The sequence below is a fragment of the uncultured Microbacterium sp. genome, assembly GCF_963521645.1.
GTDB lineage: Bacteria > Actinomycetota > Actinomycetes > Actinomycetales > Microbacteriaceae > Microbacterium.
The window spans coordinates 1-21,618 of the sequence record NZ_CAUQVQ010000010.1 but is presented as its reverse complement, the minus strand read 5'-3'; the positions used below and the strand labels follow the sequence as shown (position 1 = coordinate 21,618).

19 protein-coding genes are annotated in these 21,618 nt (G+C 68.6%); all 19 read right to left on the bottom strand.

What is annotated here, in order from left to right; all coding sequences use genetic code 11:
• Nucleotides 1-64: 64 nt before the first annotated feature.
• A complete protein-coding gene (gmk, locus tag RWO82_RS04405; protein ID WP_314423866.1) occupies nt 65-973 on the bottom strand; it encodes a guanylate kinase in 909 nt (302 codons plus the stop codon).
• Entirely contained in the window at nt 966-1,811 is an 846-nt protein-coding gene (pyrF, locus tag RWO82_RS04400; protein WP_314423863.1) for an orotidine-5'-phosphate decarboxylase, read from the bottom strand. The genes gmk and pyrF overlap by 8 nt, the downstream gene beginning before the upstream one ends.
• Nucleotides 1,808-5,095, bottom strand: coding sequence for a carbamoyl-phosphate synthase large subunit (carB, locus tag RWO82_RS04395; RefSeq protein WP_314423860.1), 3,288 nt, complete (start codon nt 5,093-5,095; stop codon nt 1,808-1,810). Before carB ends, pyrF begins: the two co-directional genes overlap by 4 nt.
• A complete protein-coding gene (carA, locus tag RWO82_RS04390; RefSeq protein ID WP_314423857.1) occupies nt 5,095-6,240 on the bottom strand; it encodes a glutamine-hydrolyzing carbamoyl-phosphate synthase small subunit in 1,146 nt (381 codons plus the stop codon). The genes carB and carA overlap by 1 nt, the downstream gene beginning before the upstream one ends.
• Nucleotides 6,237-6,773: a hypothetical protein gene (locus tag RWO82_RS04385; protein WP_314423855.1), complete on the bottom strand. Its 537-nt coding sequence runs from the start codon at nt 6,771-6,773 to the stop codon at nt 6,237-6,239. The genes carA and RWO82_RS04385 overlap by 4 nt, the downstream gene beginning before the upstream one ends.
• Nucleotides 6,770-8,074, bottom strand: a complete 1,305-nt coding sequence (locus RWO82_RS04380) for a dihydroorotase (RefSeq protein WP_314423852.1) — start codon at nt 8,072-8,074, stop codon at nt 6,770-6,772. Before RWO82_RS04380 ends, RWO82_RS04385 begins: the two co-directional genes overlap by 4 nt.
• Nucleotides 8,071-9,036: an aspartate carbamoyltransferase catalytic subunit gene (locus RWO82_RS04375; RefSeq protein ID WP_314423850.1), complete on the bottom strand. Its 966-nt coding sequence runs from the start codon at nt 9,034-9,036 to the stop codon at nt 8,071-8,073. The genes RWO82_RS04380 and RWO82_RS04375 overlap by 4 nt, the downstream gene beginning before the upstream one ends.
• Nucleotides 9,033-9,563: a bifunctional pyr operon transcriptional regulator/uracil phosphoribosyltransferase PyrR gene (gene pyrR / locus RWO82_RS04370; protein WP_314423848.1), complete on the bottom strand. Its 531-nt coding sequence runs from the start codon at nt 9,561-9,563 to the stop codon at nt 9,033-9,035. The genes RWO82_RS04375 and pyrR overlap by 4 nt, the downstream gene beginning before the upstream one ends.
• A 69-nt stretch (nt 9,564-9,632) precedes the next feature.
• Nucleotides 9,633-10,217: a hypothetical protein gene (locus RWO82_RS04365; RefSeq protein WP_314423845.1), complete on the bottom strand. Its 585-nt coding sequence runs from the start codon at nt 10,215-10,217 to the stop codon at nt 9,633-9,635.
• A 1-nt stretch (nt 10,218) separates the two neighbouring features.
• Nucleotides 10,219-11,796, bottom strand: coding sequence for a Rieske 2Fe-2S domain-containing protein (locus RWO82_RS04360; RefSeq protein ID WP_314423843.1), 1,578 nt, complete (start codon nt 11,794-11,796; stop codon nt 10,219-10,221).
• A gap of 74 nt (nt 11,797-11,870) precedes the next feature.
• The gene (locus RWO82_RS04355; RefSeq protein WP_314423840.1) at nt 11,871-15,161 is read right to left on the bottom strand and encodes a DEAD/DEAH box helicase; all 3,291 of its coding nucleotides are present in this window, start codon (nt 15,159-15,161) and stop codon (nt 11,871-11,873) included.
• A 56-nt stretch (nt 15,162-15,217) separates the two neighbouring features.
• Nucleotides 15,218-15,628: a transcription antitermination factor NusB gene (nusB, locus tag RWO82_RS04350; RefSeq protein ID WP_201469778.1), complete on the bottom strand. Its 411-nt coding sequence runs from the start codon at nt 15,626-15,628 to the stop codon at nt 15,218-15,220.
• A gap of 3 nt (nt 15,629-15,631) precedes the next feature.
• Nucleotides 15,632-16,192 carry an elongation factor P gene (gene efp, locus RWO82_RS04345; RefSeq protein ID WP_314423837.1) on the bottom strand — a complete coding sequence of 187 codons (561 nt, stop codon included), beginning with the start codon at nt 16,190-16,192 and terminating at the stop codon, nt 15,632-15,634.
• Between the two features lie 74 nt (nt 16,193-16,266).
• Nucleotides 16,267-16,704 (bottom strand): type II 3-dehydroquinate dehydratase, encoded by a 438-nt coding sequence (gene aroQ / locus RWO82_RS04340; protein WP_314423835.1) that lies wholly within the window; start codon nt 16,702-16,704, stop codon nt 16,267-16,269.
• Nucleotides 16,701-17,789, bottom strand: coding sequence for a 3-dehydroquinate synthase (gene aroB / locus RWO82_RS04335; RefSeq protein ID WP_314423831.1), 1,089 nt, complete (start codon nt 17,787-17,789; stop codon nt 16,701-16,703). Before aroB ends, aroQ begins: the two co-directional genes overlap by 4 nt.
• On the bottom strand, nt 17,786-18,304 hold the full coding sequence (locus RWO82_RS04330) for a shikimate kinase (RefSeq protein WP_314423829.1): 519 nt from the start codon (nt 18,302-18,304) through the stop codon (nt 17,786-17,788). Before RWO82_RS04330 ends, aroB begins: the two co-directional genes overlap by 4 nt.
• Nucleotides 18,288-19,517, bottom strand: a complete 1,230-nt coding sequence (gene aroC, locus RWO82_RS04325) for a chorismate synthase (protein WP_314423826.1) — start codon at nt 19,515-19,517, stop codon at nt 18,288-18,290. Before aroC ends, RWO82_RS04330 begins: the two co-directional genes overlap by 17 nt.
• Before the next feature lie 48 nt (nt 19,518-19,565).
• Nucleotides 19,566-20,384, bottom strand: a complete 819-nt coding sequence (locus tag RWO82_RS04320) for a shikimate dehydrogenase (RefSeq protein ID WP_314423823.1) — start codon at nt 20,382-20,384, stop codon at nt 19,566-19,568.
• The coding region (gene mltG, locus RWO82_RS04315; protein WP_314423820.1) for an endolytic transglycosylase MltG at nt 20,384-21,618 on the bottom strand (1,235 nt) is incomplete at its 5' end. The genes mltG and RWO82_RS04320, both read right to left, overlap by 1 nt.

Genomic DNA, 21,618 nt, shown 5'->3' with positions numbered 1-21,618 from the left:
GTGGGACCTCCTGATCAGGCGACGGGATCGTCGCGAAGACGGTGAAGCGGGCGCGCGAAGACGGTCAGCGCGCAGAGCTCGAAGACAATTCTACGACCTCGGCGGCTGCGGAGGCGACGTCGTCGTTCACGATGAGGTGATCGAACTCATTCTGCGCCGCCAATTCGACCTTCGCGGTGCGCAGGCGACGCGCTCTCTCCTCCGCGTCCTCCGTGCCGCGGCCCACCAGTCGCTGCACCAGCTCATCCCATGACGGGGGCAGCAGGAAGATCAGGGTCGCGGTCGGCTCGGCCTTGCGCACCTGGCGAGCACCCTGCAGGTCGATCTCGAGCAGAACGGTCTTGCCCGACGCGAGCGCCGCATCGATCGGGGCGCGCGGCGTGCCGTACCGCGACCTGTTGTGCACGACCGCGTACTCGAGGAGCTCGTCCTCCGCGATCAGCCGATCGAACTCCGCGTCGTCGACGAAGAAGTAGTGCACGCCGTCGATCTCGCCGGGGCGGGGCGGGCGCGTGGTCGCGGAGACCGAGAGGTGGATCTCGGGATTGTGCTCCCTGATGTGCGCTGCGACGGTGCCCTTGCCGACAGCCGTCGGTCCTGCGAGCACGAGCAGTCGACTCCGCGCGCCTCGCGGAGCCGCCACCGGGAATCGTGCGTCGAGCCAGCGCCCCAGCGCGACTCGCTGACGCACACCGAGGCCGCCGAGCCGCTTGACGGGCGAGATGCCCAGCTCGGCGAGTATCCGGTCGCGCTTGCCGGCGCCGATCGCGGGCAGCGCGAGGAGGAAGTCGGTGATCCTCATCGAGCCCTCGACGGAGTCGGCATCGTCCGTCGCGCGGGCGAGCACGGCCTGGGGCGTCACGACGCGAGTGGTGAGATCGCGCTTGAGCGATGCACGGGCACGGCGACGTTCGACCGCTCGGCGCGCTGCGGCGGCACGATCGACCTCGGGCACCGGACGAGACTCAGCCACGGTCGACCTCCCTGTACTCTGCGACGCGAGCGTCGATCGCGTCGGCGAGACCGACCGGCCCCGCCGCGAGGATGCTGCGACTCTCACTTGCGATGACAGCCGCGCTCATCGACCCGAATCGGTGCCGCAGATCCGCCGGGGCGGCACCTTGACTCCCGAACCCGGGTGCGAGGATGGGCGCGAACGGCGTGAACGCGGCGAGCCCGGCATCCGACCAGTCGACCGTCGCGCCGATCACGAATCCGGCACTGCCCCACTCCCCCGGCGCAGCGTGCATGGCGTTGCGCGCGGAGACCACCGCGACGATGTCGGCCGACACCGTGCGCCCCGTCGCGGAGACCGAGCGCTGCATCGTCGTGGCCTCGGGATTGCTGGTCGCCGCGAGGACGAACAGACCCTTGCCGTGCGCGTGTGCGACATCGAGCGCGCCGTCCAGCGCGCCGACGCCCAGGAAGGGGTTGACGGTGAGCGCGTCGGCCTCGAGCGGCGAACCCGGCGTCAGCCAGGCGGCGCCGTACGCGTCCATGGTGGATCCGATGTCGCCCCGCTTGGCGTCGGCGATCACCAGGAGATCCGCGGCGCGCGCCGCTGCCATGACCTCTTCGAGAGCCGCGTATCCGGCCGAGCCGAATCGCTCGAAGAACGACACCTGAGGCTTGACGATGCCGACGCGACCGCTCGCGGCCTCGACCGTGCGGAGTCCGAACTCCCGCAGCCCCGACGCGTCGTCGGGCAGACCCCACGCGCCGAGCAGCGACGCATGCGGATCGATGCCGACGCAGAGAGGGCCGCGCGCGTCGAGCGCAGCGCGCAGCCTCTCTCCGAAGCGCTCGCTCACACCGCGGCCTTCCGGTCCAGCGCGTATTCCTGCAGGCTCATGACCTGGAAGCCCTCGTGAGCGGCATCCATACCGCTCACGGCCGCCCCGAGCACCGCCATCGTCGTGAACAGCGCCTTGTCGGCAGCGACCGCGGCCGCCCTGATCTCGTACCCGTCGGCACGCGCGGCTCCGCCCGACGGCGTGTTGACCACGATGTCGATCGATCCGGCGTTGATGAGGTCGACGATGTTGGTCGCCCCCGATTCCTGCGTCTCGCTGTACTTCTCGACGACGGTCACCGCGATGCCGTTGCGCGACAGGATCTCCGCCGTGCCCTCCGTGGCCACGATCGTGAAGCCCAGCTGCTGCAGACGGTGCGCGGGCAGGATGACGGCGCGCTTGTCGGAGTCGGCGACCGAGATGAACACGGTTCCCGAGGTCGGCATCCCCCCGTACGCGGCTGCCTGACTCTTTGCGAAGGCCGTCGGGAAGTCGCGGTCGATGCCCATGACCTCGCCCGTCGAGCGCATCTCCGGTCCGAGGATCGAGTCGACCGTCTTGCCGTCAGCCGTGCGGAACCGCTTGAACGGAAGCACGGCCTCCTTGACGGACACGGGTGCGTCGAGCGGCACGCGCGAGCCGTCCTGCTCGGGCAGCATGCCCTCGGCACGGAGCTCGGCGATCGTCGCGCCCACCATCACACGGCTCGCCGCCTTCGCCATCGGGATGCCGAGCGCCTTCGAGACGAACGGCACCGTGCGACTCGCGCGGGGGTTGGCCTCGATGACGTAGAGCACACCGGCGCTGATCGCGAACTGCACGTTCAGCAGCCCGCGCACACCCACGCCCTCGGCGATCGCGAGAGTCGCTTCGCGCACGCGGTCGATGTCGGTGCGACCGAGCGACACGGGAGGCAGAGTGCAACTGGAGTCGCCGGAGTGGATGCCCGCCTCCTCGAGGTGCTCCATCACGCCGCCGATGAAGAGATCGGTGCCGTCGTAGAGCGCGTCGACGTCGAGCTCGATCGCGTCGTCGAGGAAGCGATCGACCAGCAGGGGCTTGCCCTCCTCGATGATGACCTCGCCCGCGGTGCGCACGAAGTACTCGCGCAGCGACTCGGAGCTGTAGACGATCTCCATGCCGCGGCCGCCGAGCACGAAGCTCGGACGCACGAGAACCGGGTAGCCGATCTCCTCGGCGACCGCGACCGCGCCGTCCGCGTCGATCGCGGTGCCGTGCCGCGGAGCGATGAGCCCCGCCGAGTCGAGCAGCTGCGAGAAGAGCTCGCGCTCCTCGGCGATGTCGATGGCCGCGGGGCTGGTGCCGAGCACGGTGTAGCCGGCCGCCTCGATGCCCTTCGCGAGCCCGAGCGGAGTCTGTCCGCCGAGCTGGCAGACGACACCGAGGATGGTTCCGCTCGCGGCTTCGGCATCCAGCACCTCGAGCACGTCCTCGAGCGTGAGGGGCTCGAAGTAGAGCCGGTCCGAGGTGTCGTAGTCGGTCGAAACTGTCTCGGGGTTGCAGTTGATCATGATGGTCTCGAAGCCTGCATCCGAGAGGGCGAACGACGCGTGGACGCAGGAGTAGTCGAACTCGACGCCCTGACCGATGCGGTTGGGACCCGATCCGATGATCACGACCTTGGTGCGGTCGGACGGCGTGACCTCCGACTCGAAGTCGTAGCTCGAGTAGTGATAGGGCGTGAGCGCCGGGAACTCTCCGGCGCACGTGTCGACCGTCTTGAACACCGGGCGGATGCCGAGCCCCTGACGCACGCCACGGATCTCGGCCTCGTCCTCGCCGCGCAGCTGCGCGAGCTGCGCGTCCGAGAAGCCGTGCTCCTTGGCGTAGCGCAGCGTGGCCGCGTCGAGCTCGGGGGCCGTGCGGACGAGTTCGGCGACCTCGTTGATGAGCACGATCTGGTCGATGAACCAGGGATCGATCGCCGTCGCGTCGAACGCCTGCTCGACCGTCGCGCCCTTGCGCAGCGCCTGCTGCAGCGTCACGATGCGACCGTCGGTGGGCACCTTCGAGATCTCGAGCAGCTCCTCGACCGAGCGGTCCTCGGGTCCCCAGTGGAAGCTCGAGCCGCGCTTCTCGAGCGAGCGCAGCGCCTTCTGCAGCGCCGTCGCGTAGTTGCGGCCGATCGCCATCGCCTCTCCCACCGACTTCATGGTGGTCGTGAGCGTCGCGTCAGCAGCCGGGAACTTCTCGAAGGCGAACCGCGGCACCTTGACGACCACGTAGTCGAGCGTGGGCTCGAAGCTCGCAGGCGTGACGCCCGTGATGTCGTTCGGGATCTCGTCGAGCCGGTAGCCGAGCGCGAGCTTGGCGGCGAGCTTGGCGATCGGGAACCCGGTGGCCTTCGAGGCCAGGGCGCTCGACCGGGAGACACGCGGGTTCATCTCGATCACGATGATCCGGCCGTTGCTCGGGTCGACCGCGAACTGGATGTTGCAGCCACCGGTGTCGACGCCGACCGCGCGGATGATGTCGATGCCGATGTCGCGGAGCTTCTGGTACTCGCGGTCGGTGAGCGTGAGCGCCGGAGCGACGGTGATCGAGTCGCCCGTGTGTACGCCGACCGGATCGACGTTCTCGATCGAGCAGACGACGACCGTGTTGTCGGCGGTGTCGCGCATGAGCTCGAGCTCGTACTCCTTCCAGCCGAGGATCGACTCCTCCAGGAGCACCTCGGTGGTCGGGGAGTCGCGCAGTCCGGCGCCGCCGATCCGGCGGAGGTCCTCCTCGTCGTAGGCGAAGCCCGAGCCGAGGCCGCCCATCGTGAACGAGGGGCGCACGACGAGCGGGTAGCCGAGCTCGGCCGCGCCCTCGAGCAGGTCGTCCATCGTGTGCGCGATGATGCTGCGCGCCACGTCGGCCCCGGCATCCAGCACGAGCTGCTTGAAGATCTGGCGGTCCTCGCCCTTGTTGATGGCCTCGAAGCTCGCGCCGATCAGCTCGACGTCGTACTTCTCGAGGATGCCGTGGTTGTGCAGCTCGATCGCGGCGTTCAGGGCGGTCTGTCCGCCGAGCGTCGGAAGGATGGCGTCCGGGCGCTCCTTCGCGATGATCGTCTCGATGACCTGCCACGTGATGGGCTCGATGTACGTCGCGTCGGCGAAGTCGGGGTCGGTCATGATCGTCGCCGGGTTCGAGTTGACCAGGATGACTCTGACGCCCTCTTCGCGCAGGACGCGGCACGCCTGGGTGCCGGAGTAGTCGAACTCACAGGCCTGGCCGATCACGATCGGGCCGGAGCCGATGACGAGAACGGAGTTGATGTCGTCGCGCTTGGGCATTACTTGGCGTCCTTCTTGCTCGCGATGACCATGTCGCGGAAACGGTCGAAGAGGTAGTTGGCGTCGTGCGGGCCGGCAGCGGCCTCCGGGTGGTACTGCACCGAGAACGCCGGGATGTCGAGGGCACGAAGACCCTCCACCACGTTGTCGTTCAGCCCGACGTGGCTGACCTCGACCTTGCCGTAGCCGTTCGGGCTGTCGAACGAGCCCTCGAGCGGAGCCTCGACGGCGAAGCCGTGGTTGTGTGCGGTGATCTCGACGCGCCCTGTCGACTTGTCGAGCACCGGCTGGTTGATCCCGCGATGGCCGAACGGCAGCTTGTAGGTGCCGAGGCCCAGCGCGCGGCCGAGCAGCTGGTTCCCGAAGCAGATGCCGAAGAACGGCAGGCCGTCGTCGAGCACCGCGCGCAGCAGCTCGACGTGATCGCCCGAGGCCGCCGGGTCACCGGGACCGTTCGAATAGAAGACGGCGACCGGGTCGATCGCGCGGATCTCGTCGATCGTCACGTTCTGCGGCAGCACGTGCACGTCGAATCCCCGAGCGGCGAGATTGTCGATGGTCGCCTGCTTGACTCCGAGGTCGAGGACGGCGAGATTGCCGACCCTCTCCCCCATCGCCGTCGTCACGGTGGCCACATCGACCGAGACCTGCGCCGAGAGGTTCTGGCCGGCCATCTGCGGGGCTTCGCGCACGAGGCGCAGCTGCTCCTCCGCACTCAGTCGGGCCGCATCGCCGGAGAAGATCCCGCCGCGCATGGAACCGGCAGACCTGATGTGCCGTGTGATCGAGCGGGTGTCGATGCCGCTGATGCCGACGATGCCGTCCTGCACGAGCACGTCGTCGAGCGACGCGTTCGCGCGCCAGTTGGACACGACGCGCGAGGGGTCGCGCACGATGTACCCGGCGACCCAGATGCGGCGGGACTCGGTGTCCTCGTCGTTCATGCCGGTGTTGCCGATGTGCGGCGCGGTCTGCAGGACGATCTGTCCGGCGTACGACGGATCCGTGAGTGTCTCCTGGTATCCGGACATCCCGGTCGCGAAGACCACTTCGCCGAGGGTAGTGCCGAGGGCGCCGTAAGCGCGGCCGGTGTGCCGGGTCCCGTCCTCGAGGACGAGCACGGCGGGTTCGGGGAGGGCTGTCATGACGTTGCTCCTGTGTCGGGGGCGGCGGTGTCGTCCGAGATGCCGGAGGCGGGGACGAGTCGCTGCAGTTCTGAGATGAAGTTCTGAGGGTCGCCGTCGGTCAGACGGAGGTAGGAGTCGACGACGGTCTCATCGTCGGCGCTCCAGGCCACTCGGACGAGTCCGCCGGGCTCGACCACGCGGTCGATGGTCACCGTCGCGCGATCGACGTTCACGAGGCGCGAGGCGGCCAGGAACACGGTCGGCGCGCCGTCGAGGCACAGCGCGAGTCCGCGATCGGTCACCGCCGCCTCTCCTCTCGCGCGATATGCGAGCGGAGACAGAGTGAGGCGCTCGAGGGGCTGGTCGTGCCTCGTGGTGGAGACATACAGCACCTCGCGTCGTTCGATCACCTCGGCGTGCTCCGGCACCCCGAGCGGCGCGGCGAGCCCGGCGTCACGTCGGAGTCGTCGTCGCCAGGCGAACAGCATGGAGAGCAGGATCAGCACCGCGAGCGCGATCATCAGTGCGATCGCGAGATCTCTGGGGATCATGCGCGAAGCTCCTCGACGACGTCGCCGGCGTCGACCGTGAGCATGCCGCCGTGCAGCGTGTACTCGACACGGCCCGGCAGATCGCGACCGAGATACGGCGAGTTGCGGCTGCGTCCGTGCAGGTCGGCTTCGGTGAAGACACCCGCGACCGACTCGTCGTAGAGGGCGAGATGAGCCGGCGCGCCGACCTCGAGCGGGGTGCCGTGTCCGTCCAGGCGGCCGATGCGGGCAGGCGCCGCGCTCATGACGCGTGCGATGTCGCTCCAGCCGATCAGGCCCGTGGCGATCATCGACTGGTGCACCACACGCAGAGCGCTCTCGAGGCCGACCATTCCGTTCGCCGCCGCCTGCCATTCGCAGGACTTGTGCTCACTGGGGTGCGGCGCGTGATCGGTCGCGACGATGTCGATCGTCCCGTCGGCCAGCCCCTCGCGCACGGCCAGCACGTCCTCCTCGCGGCGCAGCGGCGGGTTGACCTTGTACCGAGCGTCGTAGCCGCGGACGAGTTCGTCGGTCAGGAGCAGGTGGTGCGGCGTGACCTCGGCGGTGACCGCGATGCCCCGCTTCTTCGCCCAGCGGATGATGTCGACCGACCCCGCCGTCGACAGATGGCAGACGTGCAGGCGCGAGCCGACGTGCTCGGCGAGCAGCACATCGCGGGCGATGATCGACTCCTCGGCCACTGCGGGCCAGCCCGCGAGCCCCAGCTCGGCCGACACGACGCCCTCGTTCATCTGGGCGCCCTCGGTGAGCCGCGGGTCCTGCGCGTGCTGCGCGATCACACCGTCGAAGGACTTCACGTACTCGAGCGCGCGGCGCATGATCAGCGGATCGAAGACGCAGAAGCCGTCGTCGCTGAACACACGCACCTGAGCGCGCGACGTGGCCATCGCACCGAGCTCGGCGAGACGCTCGCCCTTCTGGCCGACGGTCACCGCCCCGATCGGCTGCACGGTGGCGTATCGCGCAGCCTCGCCGAGAGCGAGCTCCTGTTCGACGACACCCGCCGTGTCGGCCACCGGAGAGGTGTTGGGCATCGCGAAGACGGCGGTGAACCCGCCCGCTGCAGCGGCTCGAGTGCCGGTGAGGATCGTCTCGGATGCCTCGTAGCCCGGCTCACGCAGATGCGTGTGCAGGTCGACGAGACCCGGAAGCGCGATGAGTCCCGCAGCATCCAGCACCCGCGCACCCGCACGGCTCAGACCTGTGCCGATCTCGGCGATGCGGCCGTTCTCCACGATGATGTCGGCGCTGTCCGCGCCGAGAAGCCGTGCGCCGGTGATGACGAGGGTCTCGCTCACTGGTCTCCCCCTCGTTCGTCGTCTCGTTCGCCTGCAAGCAGCAGGTACAGCACTGCCATACGGATGGACACCCCGTTCGTCACCTGCTCCAGCACGGTCGAGCGCGGGGAATCGGCAGCTTCGGAGGATATCTCCAGACCCCGGTTCATGGGTCCGGGGTGCATCACAATGCTACCGCCCGGAAGCCCGGCGACTCGCAGTGCGTCAAGACCCCATCTGCGTGAATACTCCCGCTCAGTGGGGAAATACGCCGCGTTCATGCGCTCGAGCTGGATGCGGAGCATCATCACGGCGTCGGGCCCCTCGGCGAGAGCCTCATCGAGGTCGTACAGCACCCGGACGGGCCAGAGCGAGACGTTCTGCGGCACCAGAGTCGGCGGAGCCACCAGCGTGACCTCCGCCCCGAGGGTCGTCAGCAGCCACACGTTCGATCGCGCGACCCGAGAATGGAGCACATCTCCGACCACCACGACCCGGGTGCCCGCGAGATCCCGCCCACGGCTGTCGGCGCCGAAGCGGCGCTTGCGCATCGTGAAGGCATCCAGCAGCGCCTGCGTCGGATGCTCGTGCGTCCCGTCTCCCGCGTTCACGACGCCGGCGGAGATCCAGCCGCTCGTCGCCAGCGTCTGCGGAGCCCCGGACGCGGGGTGCCTGATGACCACCGCATCGGCGCCCATCGCCTGCAGCGTCTGTGCGGTGTCCTTGAGGCTCTCGCCCTTCGAGACGCTCGAGCCCTTGGCTGCGAAGTTGATGACGTCGGCAGACAGGCGCTTCGCTGCGGCCTCGAACGAGATGCGCGTGCGAGTCGAGTCCTCGAAGAAGAGGTTCACGACCGTCTTGCCGCGCAGCGTCGGGAGCTTCTTGATCTCGCGCGACTGCGTGTCGGACATGTCCTCGGCGACGTCGAGGATGCGCAGGGCCGTCTCGCGATCGAGTGAACGGGTGTCGAGGAGGTGTCTCATGCTTCGATCGTCACCTCTTCGGCGCCGTCGTCTTCTCGCAGACGGACGTTCACGCGCTCCTGCCGGGACGACGGGATGTTCTTGCCGACGAAGTCCGGGCGGATCGGCAGCTCGCGGTGGCCGCGATCGACGAGGATCGCGAGACGCACGACTGCAGGGCGACCGATCGACTGCAGCGCGTCGAGTGCCGCGCGGATGCTGCGCCCGGAGAAGAGCACGTCGTCGACGAGGACGACGGTCTTGTCGTCGATGCCGCCGGCGGGGATCTCGGTCCGACGCGGCGAGCGGGTCGGCTGCGAGGCGAGATCGTCGCGGAACATCGTGACGTCGAGCGCGCCCACGGCCACGGTCGTCGACGCGATCTCTCCGATGACGGACGCGAGTCGCCGTGCGAGCGTCACGCCGCGGGTCGGAATGCCCAGCAGGACGAGGCTCTCGGCACCTCGATTCGACTCGAGGATCTCATGTGCGATGCGGGTCAGAGCCCGCGAGATATCGGCTTCGTGCAGGACGGTGCGTGCACTCATGAGCCGCTCCCTTCTCCGCCTCACAGGACGGTGTTAAAGGTTGCTTGGTGCGTCCAGTCTAGCGGGTGGTCATCGCCAGCCGAGGACGTCTCGCACCACGGCCTGCGAGAACGGGGCTCCGTCGTCGGGCACTCCGCGGAGGTGCTCGTGCGAGAGCATCGCTCCCTCGGCACCGGCCGCCTCGGTGATGCCCTCGAGCGCGGCACGGATCCGCGGGGCTGCGGCACGCGAGTACTCGGCGTCGCCGCGGCGCGAGATGTGGGGGAAGACGACGAGTTCTGCGACACCCGACGCCACGCGCCGGGCGGCGACCACGACGAGTGTGGGCGGGATGGCGCGCTGCAGCGCCCGCGGAAGCGGGAACGGCAGGTCGTCGGTCAGCAGGCCCTGCCAGAATCCGCGCCGCGACCGCTTCTCGTCGCCGATCTCGAGCGCCGTCGCCGTCCACTCCGACTCCTGGGCGCGCAGGGAGGCCCCGATGTCGTCGCTGCGCGGTTCGAACCCCTGCTCCTGCAGGAACTCCGTCGCGACGCGCACCAGGCGGTGGGCGTCCGACCGCACGACCCAGCGGGCGCCGCGCAGCGGCCCGTCGAACCGCACACGCGAGGTGCGGGCATCCCTTCCCGACCCCTGAGGGTGCGAAGAGCGCACCACGTCAGCTGGCCTCGCTGAGAACAGCCTCGGTGACATCGTCGATCTTGGTCGCGCGGATCGGATGACCGCTGGTCGACAGGCAGCGGCCGGACTTCAGGTCCCACTTCCAGTCGTGCATGCTGCATGTGAGGATGCCGTCCTCGTCGACCTTTCCGGTCTTCGTGAGGTCCGCCCGCAGGTGCGGGCACCGCCGCTGCACGACCCAGTCGCCGACCTCGGCGTCCTCCGTCTGGTCGGTCTGCTCCTGGTACCAGTTCTCGACGTACTCGATGCGGTCGACCGAGAGGCACTTGAGGAAGGTCGTGAGGAACTCGTTGAACTTGCCGCTGCGGCCCACGCTGAACTGCATGGAGAGGAAGATCGAGTTCGACCAGTCGATCTCGTGGTCGCGGATGTTCGTCGACACGAGATCGGCGGGGATCGTGTACCAGTAGATGCACTCCTCGCCCGCGTACTCCCGTACCTTGGCGCGCGGGAAGTCGACCACCATGTCGAGATCGCCGATCTTGAACCGCACGCATCCCCCGACCCCGAGCCGGATCGTGCGGGACTTCTTCAGCAGCGGCTCCCACCAGTTCTTGAGCTCCTCGAGCATCTGCGCCGGAGGCAGCACATCTGCACGAGTGGCCACCTCATCGGTGATCTCCTCCTGACGGCTGGCCCGCTGCTCTTCGAGATAGTCCCACTTCTCGTCGAAGATGTGAGCGAGCTCGGCCTCGGAGTAGAGCGACTGCCGGGTCGTGACCTCTCCCCCGTCGACCGTGACGACGGTGCCGGGGACGAACAGGTGGCCGGAGTACTGCGGAGAGAGTTCCTTCATGTGCTCGAGGAACTGCTTCTGATCCGTGAAGATCGATTCCCCGTTGCGACCGACGCCGTTGAAGTCGAACAGGTCGTCACGAAGGAACATGGGCGGTCCCGCCATCGGGAACACATGCGGCGCGTCGACCTTGTCGATGTAGTACATCGCCCGCTTGTTCTGTGCTTCACGCTTCAGACGCGCGAAATTCTGCTTCGCGTCGAGCGGGAGGTCGTAGACCATCGGCCACCAGATCGCACCCGAGACCTGCGTGAAGTACGCATCGGGCTTGCCGAAGTGCAGCAGGCTGTCGAGATCGAGCGGGTGGGAGTCGTTCTGGTTGAGCACGGAGCCGGTGCCGTCGTCGACGCTCAGCGAGGAGTCACCGATGGGACCGTCGCTCGGCGCGCGCAGCGGGGTGATCATGATCTTGAGCTCACCGCGCTCGATGATCTCGCCGGCCGGCGCGTACGTGATGTTGGTGTACCCGAGCGCTCGGATGTCCTTCTCGAGGTCGTCGATCGGATACTCCGGCAGCAGGACCTCGATGTCCTTCCGGATGTATCGCTCGAGCAGCGCCGGGTCGAAGTGGTCCCGATGGCGGTGGGAGATGTAGAGGAAGTCCGCGTCACGGCCGAAACGCTCCCAGTCCAGCCCTCGGTTGTCGGGGAACGGGAACCACGAGCCGAAGAAGGACGGCCCCAGCACCGGGTCGCAGATGATGTTTCCGCCGACCGTCTCGATGAACATCCCGGCGTGGCCGAGTCCGGTGATCCGCATGCATTCCTCCTGAAGTGAACCGTTCGATTCTACCGGCGGCCCCCTGTGCGGCTGCGGTGACCGGCCGGGAGTAATCAGGTGCCGTCGAAGAGACCGCGGATGTCGTCGGCCGTGAGCGACTGGGCGAACAGCTGCTCATCGTCCATGACCGCGGTGAAGAGTCGCGCCTTCCGGCGTTGGAGCTCGAGCACCTTCTCCTCGATCGTTCCGGTCGAGATCATCCGATACACGAAGACCTGGCTGGTCTGGCCGATGCGGTGCGTGCGGTCGATCGCCTGCGCCTCCGCCGCCGGGTTCCACCAGGGGTCCAGCAGGAACACGTAGTCGGCCTCGGTGAGCGTGAGACCGAATCCTCCCGCTTTGAGGCTGATCAGGAACACCGGCTGCTGCCCCGATTTGAACGAGTCGATGACGTCCGCCCGACGGCGTGTCGACCCGTCCAGGCGCGCGAACGGGATGCCCGCCTCTGCGAGTCGCGCCTCGGCGAGATCGAGGAACGAGGTGAACTGACTGAACACCAGCGCACGATGCCCCTCGGCGTGCAGCTCGGTGACGCGATCCAGCAGGATGTCGAGCTTGCTGGACCCGATCTCCCCGTCGTTCTCATCGATCAGCGCCGGCGCGAGACTGAGCATGCGCAGGAGCGTCAGCGATCGGAAGACGATGAAGCGGTTGCGGTCGAGATCGTCGAGGAGCCCGAGCACCTTCTGTCTCTCGCGCTGCAGCACGACGTCGTACAGCTCGCGGTGCGCGGGACTGAGCTCGACCTCGAGGAGCTGCTCCTGCTTGGCGGGCAGGTCTGCGGCGACGAGCTCCTTCGTCCGCCGGAGCATGAGAGGGCGGATGCGCCGTCGCAGCTGGGCGAGCCTCCGGGCTCGATACTCCCCGCCCTCTTCGTTCTCGGGGACCTTGCCCTTCTCGATCGGCTGGATGTAGCGGTCACGGAACTTTCGTGCGGAGGGGAAGAGACCGGGGGCAGCCAGCTTCAGCAGTGACCACAGCTCCGACAGGCTGTTCTCCATCGGTGTGCCCGTGACGGCGTAGACGGCATCGGATCGGAACGTGGCGATCGCGCGATGCAGCTTGGTCTTGGGGTTCTTGACGAACTGCGCCTCGTCGAGGATCAGCCCGGCCCACTCGACCTCACGGAATGCCTCCTCGTCGAGCCGTGCGACCGTGTACGAGCTCACGATGACATCGGCCGAGGCGGCTGCGTCGCGGAGCGCATCCGATCGTGACGAGCTGGTGGTCGCGACGACGGCGACCCGCAGACCGGGCGTGAACCGCGCGGACTCCGTGCGCCATGTGCTCAGGACCGAGGTGGGAGCGAGTACCAGGAAGGGGCGGGTCTCGCCGTTCTCACGTGTGTGCTGGATGAACGTCAGGAGCTGGAGCGTCTTGCCGAGACCCATGTCGTCGGCGAGGATCCCGCCGAGGCGATGCTTCCAGAGGAACGCGAGCCAGTCGAAGCCCGCCTTCTGATACGACCGCAGATCGGCACGGAGTCCCGTCGGCACCGGCGTGGGGGGCACGCCGTCGGCGCGCCGCAGCCCTTCGGCCGTCGCGCGCCAGCTGACAGCCGGCTGCGCCTCGTCGGCGAGGTCTTCGAATTCCTCCCACAGATCCACCTGATAGCGGTTGATCCGCGGCCCCGTCTCCCACTCGTCCAGCTCCCCCGCTTCCTCGATGAGCTCGCGGAGTCGGTCCAGCGCCGGGTGGCTGAGGGAGAAGTAGCCGCCGTCGGCGAGGAGCAGTTTCTTGCGACCCTTGCTGAGCGCGGAGAACAGCGGGCCGAAGGGGATCCGGCGTCCGTCGATCGAGACCAGGATGCCCAGGTCGAACCAGTCCGAGTCGGTGGATTCGACACTCGTGACGGTGACCTGGGGGTCGCCGGTGAGCTCGCGGTAGTCCTTCCGCGCTCCTTGCGTGTCGACCCGAACGCCGCTCGCCTCCCACGCCGGCACGAGCTGCGCGACGAAGTCGGCGGCGTCGATGTCGTGCAACGACCCGGACGGGCGGAACCTCGTGACCCGATGCTCCTGCCAGATGGCCTCGATCTCCGATCTGCGAGCACCCTCGGCGTCGGCGTCGCGCACGGCAGAGGTGGTCCACGCGAACGGCACGGTGCCGAAGCTGCCGTACGACCAGCGGAAGTCGTAGCTCACGACATCGCCCCGTTCGAACACGACCGTGAGCACGGGCGTCGGCTCGGGAACCTCCGGCAACGTCACCGGACCCACCGGTCGCACGGAGGAGCGTCGAGCCAGCAGCGGATAGGCGTCGTCGATGAAAGCCTGCTCCTCGCTCGCCGGGACGACCACGGGTGCCGGGGCTGCGAGCAGCGTGCGCGTCTGCTCGCTGAGCGGGACCTCGGCGAGGACGATCTCGATCCGGTTCCCGGTGAGTCGAGCGGTGTAGACCCCGGTTCTGCCGATGGGGTGCGTGTCGCCGGCGTCGACCGGACTGCCGTCGACCGTGACCTCGGCGCCGATCGACAGCGAACCGTCGTCGGAGCGGGCGATCGCCGCCGTCACGGCTGCCGCATCCGCCAGGCGCACCGTCGAGTTCTTCTGGCTCGTCACGAGCGGGATGCCGAGCTCGGCCCCCGCCCGCAGCTGTCCCCACAGGAGGGCCGACTCGATCTGATCGACGATGAGCCACTCGCCCGCGTTGCCCGACAGGAGCGAGTCGCGCGAGATGCTCAGGAGATCGCCGAACCACCGGGTCTGCGCGCGACCGAACTGCGCGGCGTCTCTGCGGACGGCGTCCCATCCGGCGTGTCCCTGGATCCACGCCCCCGTCTGAGCGCTGCGCATGAGCGGGCGGATCCCCAGCAGCAGCTCTCCCGAGGGGCGCGCGAGATCACGGAGAGTGGCCGCGCGCATCGGGCGCGGCCCCCAGTGGCTCTCGGCGCGGGACTCGCGGTGACGCAGCTCGACACCCACCGCGAGCGGCATCGCGTGACGGGCGGCTTCGGGTTCGAGCAGCGACCGCCACGAGGTCGCGGCGGGCCGGGGAGGGGTCTTCGACGGTTCGGGAGCCACTTCGAGTGCGGCGGCCTGCTGGGAGTACTCGTGCACGTTGGAGGCCAGAACCGTCGCGACGACGTGCTTGCATCCCGTTCGCACGGGGCATGAGCACCTGGTCGTGCGCATCCGGCGTCTGCCGTTGGACGAGATGAAGGTGATCTCGGTGAGATACGGCTCGTCCTGGCCGCCGCGTACGTGGCCCTCCAGCTCGAGAAGGTCTTCGTGCCAGACCACGTCGAGCACATTGCCCTCGCGGAAATACGACAGACCCCTCTTGTATCCCCCGGCATCCGTGATCTGCATGATCTCACGGAGATCGACGTGCGGCGCGGACATACCCTCATCCTTCCCGCAGGTACCGACATCGGCGATGTCGGACCGCGGCTCGGCCCTCAGACGGCGCGGGCCACGCGTGCGAGCACGCCGTGCACGAAGGCGCCGGAATCGTCCGTCGAGAACTCCTTGGCGAGCTCGACGGCCTCATCGATCGCGACCGCCGTGGGGACCTCCGGGTTGAAGAGGATCTCCCACACACCGATGCGCAGGAGAGCGCGGTCGACGGCAGGCATCCGTTCAAGCTTCCAATCACGGCTGTGGGTCGTGATCTGCTCGTCGATCTCGTCTCGGTGGTCGACGATCCCGTCGACCACTTCGCGTGCGTAGAGCCACGACGCCTCGCGCGCAGGCTCGGACGCCGCACGCTTCGCCTCGGAGGCGAGCGCCACGGCGACCTCGTCGCCGCGGACGTCCGCCGAGAACAGGATGTCGAGTGCGCGCTTGCGCGCCTTCGTACGGGCGCTCACGCCTTACTTCTCGCGGCCGAGGTAGTCGCCGGTGCGCGTGTCGACCTTGACCTTCGTGCCGGTCTCGACGAAGAGCGGCACCTGGATCTCGTAGCCGGTCTCGAGGGTCGCGGGCTTGGTGCCGGCCGACGAGCGGTCGCCCTGCACTCCGGGCTCGCTGTACGTGATCTCGAGCACGACGGATGCGGGCAGGTCGATGTACAGCGGGTTCCCGTTGTTGAGCGCGATCGTCACCTGCTGGTTCTCGAGCAGGAAGTTCTTCGCGTCGCCGACGGTCGCGGCCGGGACCGTGATCTGGTCGTAGTCCGTCTGGTCCATGAACACGTATCCGTCGCCGTCGGTGTACAGGTACGTGTAGTCGCGGCGGTCGACGTTCTCGATCTCGACCTTGGCGCCGGCGTTGAACGTCTTGTCGACGACCTTGCCGCTCATCACGTTCTTGAGCTTGGTGCGCACGAACGCACCGCCCTTGCCGGGCTTGACGTGCTGGAACTCGACGACGCTCCAGAGCTGCCGCTCGATGTTGAGGACGACGCCGTTCTTGATGTCTGCGGTAGATGCCATGCGCTGAGAGTTCCGTTCGTGGGTGAAAGTTCTGGGGGCGCCGAGCCTGTGCGGGCGCGGGCCGACAGTCGATTCTACGGGATGAGGGCCGCGAGCTGCCTCACAGCGCTCGAGTAGCCGTCGACGCCCTGGCCGATCACGCGCACCGCGGCGACATCGTGCAGGTACGAATGGTGACGGAACTCCTCCCTCGCGTACACGTCGGAGATGTGCACCTCGGCGAAGGGCAGGGCGACGCCGGTGAGCGCATCGCGCAGCGAGACCGAGGTGTGCGTGAGGCCGCCGGGGTTGATCACGACCGCCGCGCAGTCCTCGCGTGCAGCGTGGATGGCGTCGATGAGCACCCCCTCGTGGTTGCTCTGGATCGCCCGCAGCTCGAAGCCGCATTCGCTCGCAGCCGCACGCGTGAGAGCCTCGACGTCGGCGAGGGTGGCGGTGCCGTAGACCTCCGGCTCACGGGTGCCGAGCAGGTTCAGGTTCGGGCCGTTGACCAGCAGCATCCGCCTGGTCATTCGCCGATCTCCTGGTAGGCCGCGAAGAGCAGCGACTCGTCGGGGGCCTGCAGCACGGTCGGCTTCGCGACGTCGTCGAGCACGATGAAGCGCAGCATGCCGCCCCTGGTCTTCTTGTCCCTCTGCATCGTGGCGAGCAGCTGCTGCCACGCCCCTGCACGGTAGGAGACCGGGAGGCCGAGCGACTCGAGCACAGTGCGATGCCGCTCGGCAGCGGCGTCGGACAGCCGTCCGGCGAGCCGGGAGAGCTCGGCCGCATAGAGCATGCCCACCGAGATCGCGGCGCCGTGCCTCCACCGATAGCGCTCGGAGTGCTCGATGGCGTGCCCCAGCGTGTGCCCGTAATTGAGGATCTCGCGGTGTCCCGCTTCACGGAAGTCGCCCGAGACCACGGTCGCCTTCATCTGGATCGCCAATTCGACCGCGCGACGGAACTCCGAAGTGGTGGTGTCGACGGCTCGGCTCGGATCCGCCTCGATGATGTCGAGGATCTCCGGCTCCCAGATGAAGCCGGCCTTCACGACCTCAGCGAAGCCCGCCGTCGCCTCGTTCGGGCTGAGGCTCGCCAGCTCGTCGAGATCGCCGATCACCGCGCGAGGGGCCCAGAACGCTCCGACGAGGTTCTTGCCCTCGGCGGTGTTGATGCCTGTCTTCCCACCGACGGCCGCGTCGACGAGCCCGAGCACGGTGGTCGGCACGTGCACCACCTGGACCCCGCGCAGCCAGGTCGCCGCGACGAAGCCGGCGAGGTCGGTGACCGCCCCGCCGCCGTAGCCGATCACGGCATCCGTGCGCGTGAAGTCGGCCTGCCCCATGACCTGCCAGCAGAAAGCCGCGACCTCGATGCGCTTGCCCTGTTCGGCGTCGGGCACCTCGGCGAGCAGCACCTCGCGCGGGCCCTCGCCGACGTCGGCGAGCAACCGGTCGCGCAGTTCCGCGGCGCGGGCGGCGAGGGTCGGCGGATGCACCACGAGCACCTTCCGCACTCCCGGTGCGAGCGCCGCGGACACGCGGTCGAGGATGCCTCGTCCGATGGTGATGTCGTACGGGGTCTCCCCCGTGACGGTGATGGTCGTCGTGCTCATCCCTGTTCCCTCCTCCATGCCACGATGTCCTCGGCGATCCGCTGCATCGGCCGCCGCGACGTGTCGAACGTCGCCGTCGCCACCTCGTCGTACCAGGCTCGGCGCTGCGCGAAGATCTCTGTCCACCGAGCGACCGGGTCGTCGCCCTCGAGCAGCGGGCGTCCTCCTGCGGCGATCCGCTCCGCCACTGCGGCCTCGCTCACAGTGAGGAAGACCACGGGGTGCTCGCGCAGCAGAGCGCGGGTGGCTTCGTCCGTCACGGCGCCGCCGCCGAGGGAGATCACTCCGCCCTCTGCGAGTGCCGCCGCCACCGCGGAACGCTCCAGGTCGCGAAAGTACTGTTCACCGTGCGCCGCGAAGATCGACGGGATCGGCCCGTGCTCGGCGGCCACTCGCTTGTCGGTGTCGATGAAGGGCTGCCCGAGCGCACGCGCCACGCGTCGCCCGATGCTGGTCTTGCCGGCCGCCATCGGGCCGACGAGCACCAGCGTCAGCCGCTCAGCCGCGCTCGTCATGCGCGATGAGCGCGGCCTCGGACGCGGGGGTCGTGCGCAACTCGGCGGGGATGCCGTCGAGGTACCCCTGGAGGTTGCGGCGGGTCTCGCGGACGCTGTCTCCCCCGAACTTCTCGAGCACGGCGCGGGCCAGTTCGACGGCCACCATCGCCTCGGCCACGACACCTGCCGCGGGAACCGCGCACACGTCGGACCGCTGGTGGTGCGCCGTGGCATCCTCACCGCTGGCGACGTCGATCGTCCGCAGCGCGTGCGGGACCGTCGCGATCGGCTTCATGCCCGCGCGGACCCGCAGGACCGTGCCGGTCGACATGCCGCCTTCTGTGCCGCCTGCACGATCGGAGCCGCGGGTGATGCCCTCGGCGGTCGCGAACAGTTCGTCGTGGGCGGCGGATCCGCGGCGGCGGGTGGTCTCGAAGCCGTCACCGACCTCCACCCCCTTGATCGCCTGGATGCTCATGAGCGCCTGAGCGAGACGGGCGTCGAGACGACGATCCCAGTGCACGTGAGAGCCGAGTCCGGGAGGCAGGCCGTACGCGAGCACCTCGACGATCCCGCCGAGCGTGTCGCCGTCCTTCTTCGCGTCGTCGACCTCGGCGACCATGCGCTCGGAGGTGGCGGGGTCGAAGCATCGCAGCGGATCCGCATCCAGAGCCGCGACGTCATCGGGCGTCGGCAGCGCCGCACCCTCGGGAACACGGACAGGACCGATCGACAAAGTGTGGCTGACGAGACGGATGCCGAGTTCGCCCAGGAACGATCGGGCGACGGCGCCGAGAGCCACCCGCGCAGCGGTCTCCCGTGCACTGGCGCGCTCGAGGATCGGGCGCGCCTCGTCGAAGTCGTACTTCTGCATGCCCACGAGGTCGGCGTGCCCGGGGCGCGGTCGCGTGAGCGGCGCGCCCCTGCCGCGCGACTTGTCGGTGAGGTCGACGGGCTCGGGGTTCATGACCTCGATCCACTTGGGCCATTCGGTGTTGCCGATGCGCAGCGCGATCGGGCTGCCGAGGGTCTTGCCGTGGCGGACGCCGCCCGAGATCGTCAGTTCGTCCTGCTCGAACTTCATGCGGGACCCGCGCCCGTATCCGAGCTTGCGGCGCGCGAGATCGGCTTGGATGGCCTCGGACGACACCGGGACGCCGGAGGGAAGACCCTCCATGACGGCAATGAGTTCTGGGCCGTGCGATTCGCCGGCCGTGAGCACGCGGAGCATTGCTCTAGTCTCCCATGCGTTTCGGGCGGTCACGTGCCGCGTGTCGCCTTACGACGCGAGAACGGCGCGCATCGCCGCCACGACGGCGTCCTCGTCGGGCAGTCTGCGAGAAGGGTCTCCCGAGAGGAACACGCGGATCTGACGCACAGCCTGGTGCAGCAGCATCCCGAGCCCCGAGATCGCGGGTCCCCCGCCCCATGCCGCCGCCAACGCTGACGGCCACGGAGAGTAGGCGACGTCGAACAGCGCCCCGCCTGTCGTCGACAGCGCCCGCACTGCATCCTCATCCACGCTCGCGCCGCCGGGAAGAGCGGCGATCGTCAGATCGACCGGCTCCGCATCGGCCCGCAGATCGCGCGCCGAGACATCGAGGCCCAGCCGGTGGCCGAGAGCGACGAGCGGCGCCGCACGGTCGGGGCGGCGGGCACGCACGTCGACGGCGGCCGCGCCCATCTCGGCTGCGGCGACCAGCGCCGACGCCGCGGTGGCGCCGGCCCCCAGGATCCGCACGCGGTCGACAGCCGTGAGTCCCTCATCGCCCAGCGCGTCGACGATGCCGCCGACGTCGGTGTTGAAGCCTCGGAGGGTCTCGTCGAGCAGCAGGGTGTTGACGGCTCCCGTGAGTTCGGCATGCGGGTCGAGAGATTCAGCGGCCAGACGCGCCTGCTCTTTGAGCGGCATCGTCAGCGACAGACCCCGCCATGAGCCGTCGAGTCCCCCGAGAGCCTCAGCGAATCCGTTCTCATCGACCTGCCGGCGCGAGTACTCCCAGTCGAGTCCGAGGACACGATAGGCCGCGGCGTGCAGCTGGGGCGACCTCGAGTGCGAGATCGGGTCGCCCCAGACCGCCAGACGGTGTGCCGTCATCAGCCCGAGCATCCGCCGTCGGGATTCGCCTTGCACCACTGGTCCCACTTCTCGACGCCCTGGAGGTGCTGCTCGTAGGTCTCGGAGAACTGCGTCTCGCCGGTCGCAAGGTTGACCGTGACGAAATACAGCCACGGGCCGTCCGCGGGATGCATCGCAGCATCGATGGCCTTGTCGCTCGCACTCGCGATCGGCGTGATCGGGAGCCCCGTGTGCACGTAGGTGTTCCAGTCGTTCGGATCCTCGAGCGCCTCGGCCGAGCTCGACACCACGCCCTCGTGCAGGGAGCCGTATCCGTACTGCGCGGTCGAATCCATCTGGAGCTTCATGTCGATGTCCAGGCGGTTCTGGATCACGCGGGACACCTTGGGGAAGTCCGCGGTCAGACCTTCGCGCTGGATGATCGATGCGATGGTGAGGATCCGCTGGGCGTCTTCCGCGGGGACACCGGCCTTGTCGAGCGATTCGTGCGTGCGGTCGACCATCCGCTGGATCACCTGCTGGGCGGTCACCCCGGGATCGAACGTGTACAGCGCAGGGAACAGCCATCCTTCGAGCGTCTGCGCGTTCACGCCGTAGACCGAGGGGTCGGCCACGGCCGCCTCGAGATCAGCCAGCGGGATGCCGAGTGATTCGGAGATCCCCGGCAGCGACGAATCGATGGTCGCCCCCTCTCCCACGTTCGCCGAGTTCTCGAGCTTGTTCTCGGGATTCCGCAGCGCCTCGAGCGCGGCCTCCGCGGTCATCTTCTCCTGCAGACGGTAGTTGCCCGGATAGAACGTGACGGCGATGCCCTCCTCGACGAGATAGTCGTAGAAGACGGTCTCGGTGCGGGTGACACCCGCTTCGTAGAGCGCGGAGGAGACCGGAGATCCGGTGTCGCCGTCCTTGACGGTGACGATGACTTCGCCCGAGGCGAGGCCGGGCTCCCAGTCGTCGGGCTCGCCCCAACCGAGTGCGTCGCTGATCCTGTCGCCGTAGGTGTTCATCGCCCAGACTCCCGTGGCCGCGAGACCACCGACGACGGCCAGAACGATGATCAGCGCGATCAGACAGCCCGTGCGGCGGCGCCTTCTCTTGGGCGGTGCCGCGGCGGAGACCTCGTCGACGTGCGTGTGGAACAGGTCTTCGAGGCGACCGCCTGAGGCGTCGGGCGCGGTCGAGCGCGCAGGGCTCGGCGCGTCCGCGGCGCCCGCGGCGTCGCCCTCCGGCGTCGCCTCGCCGCGCTCGGGAA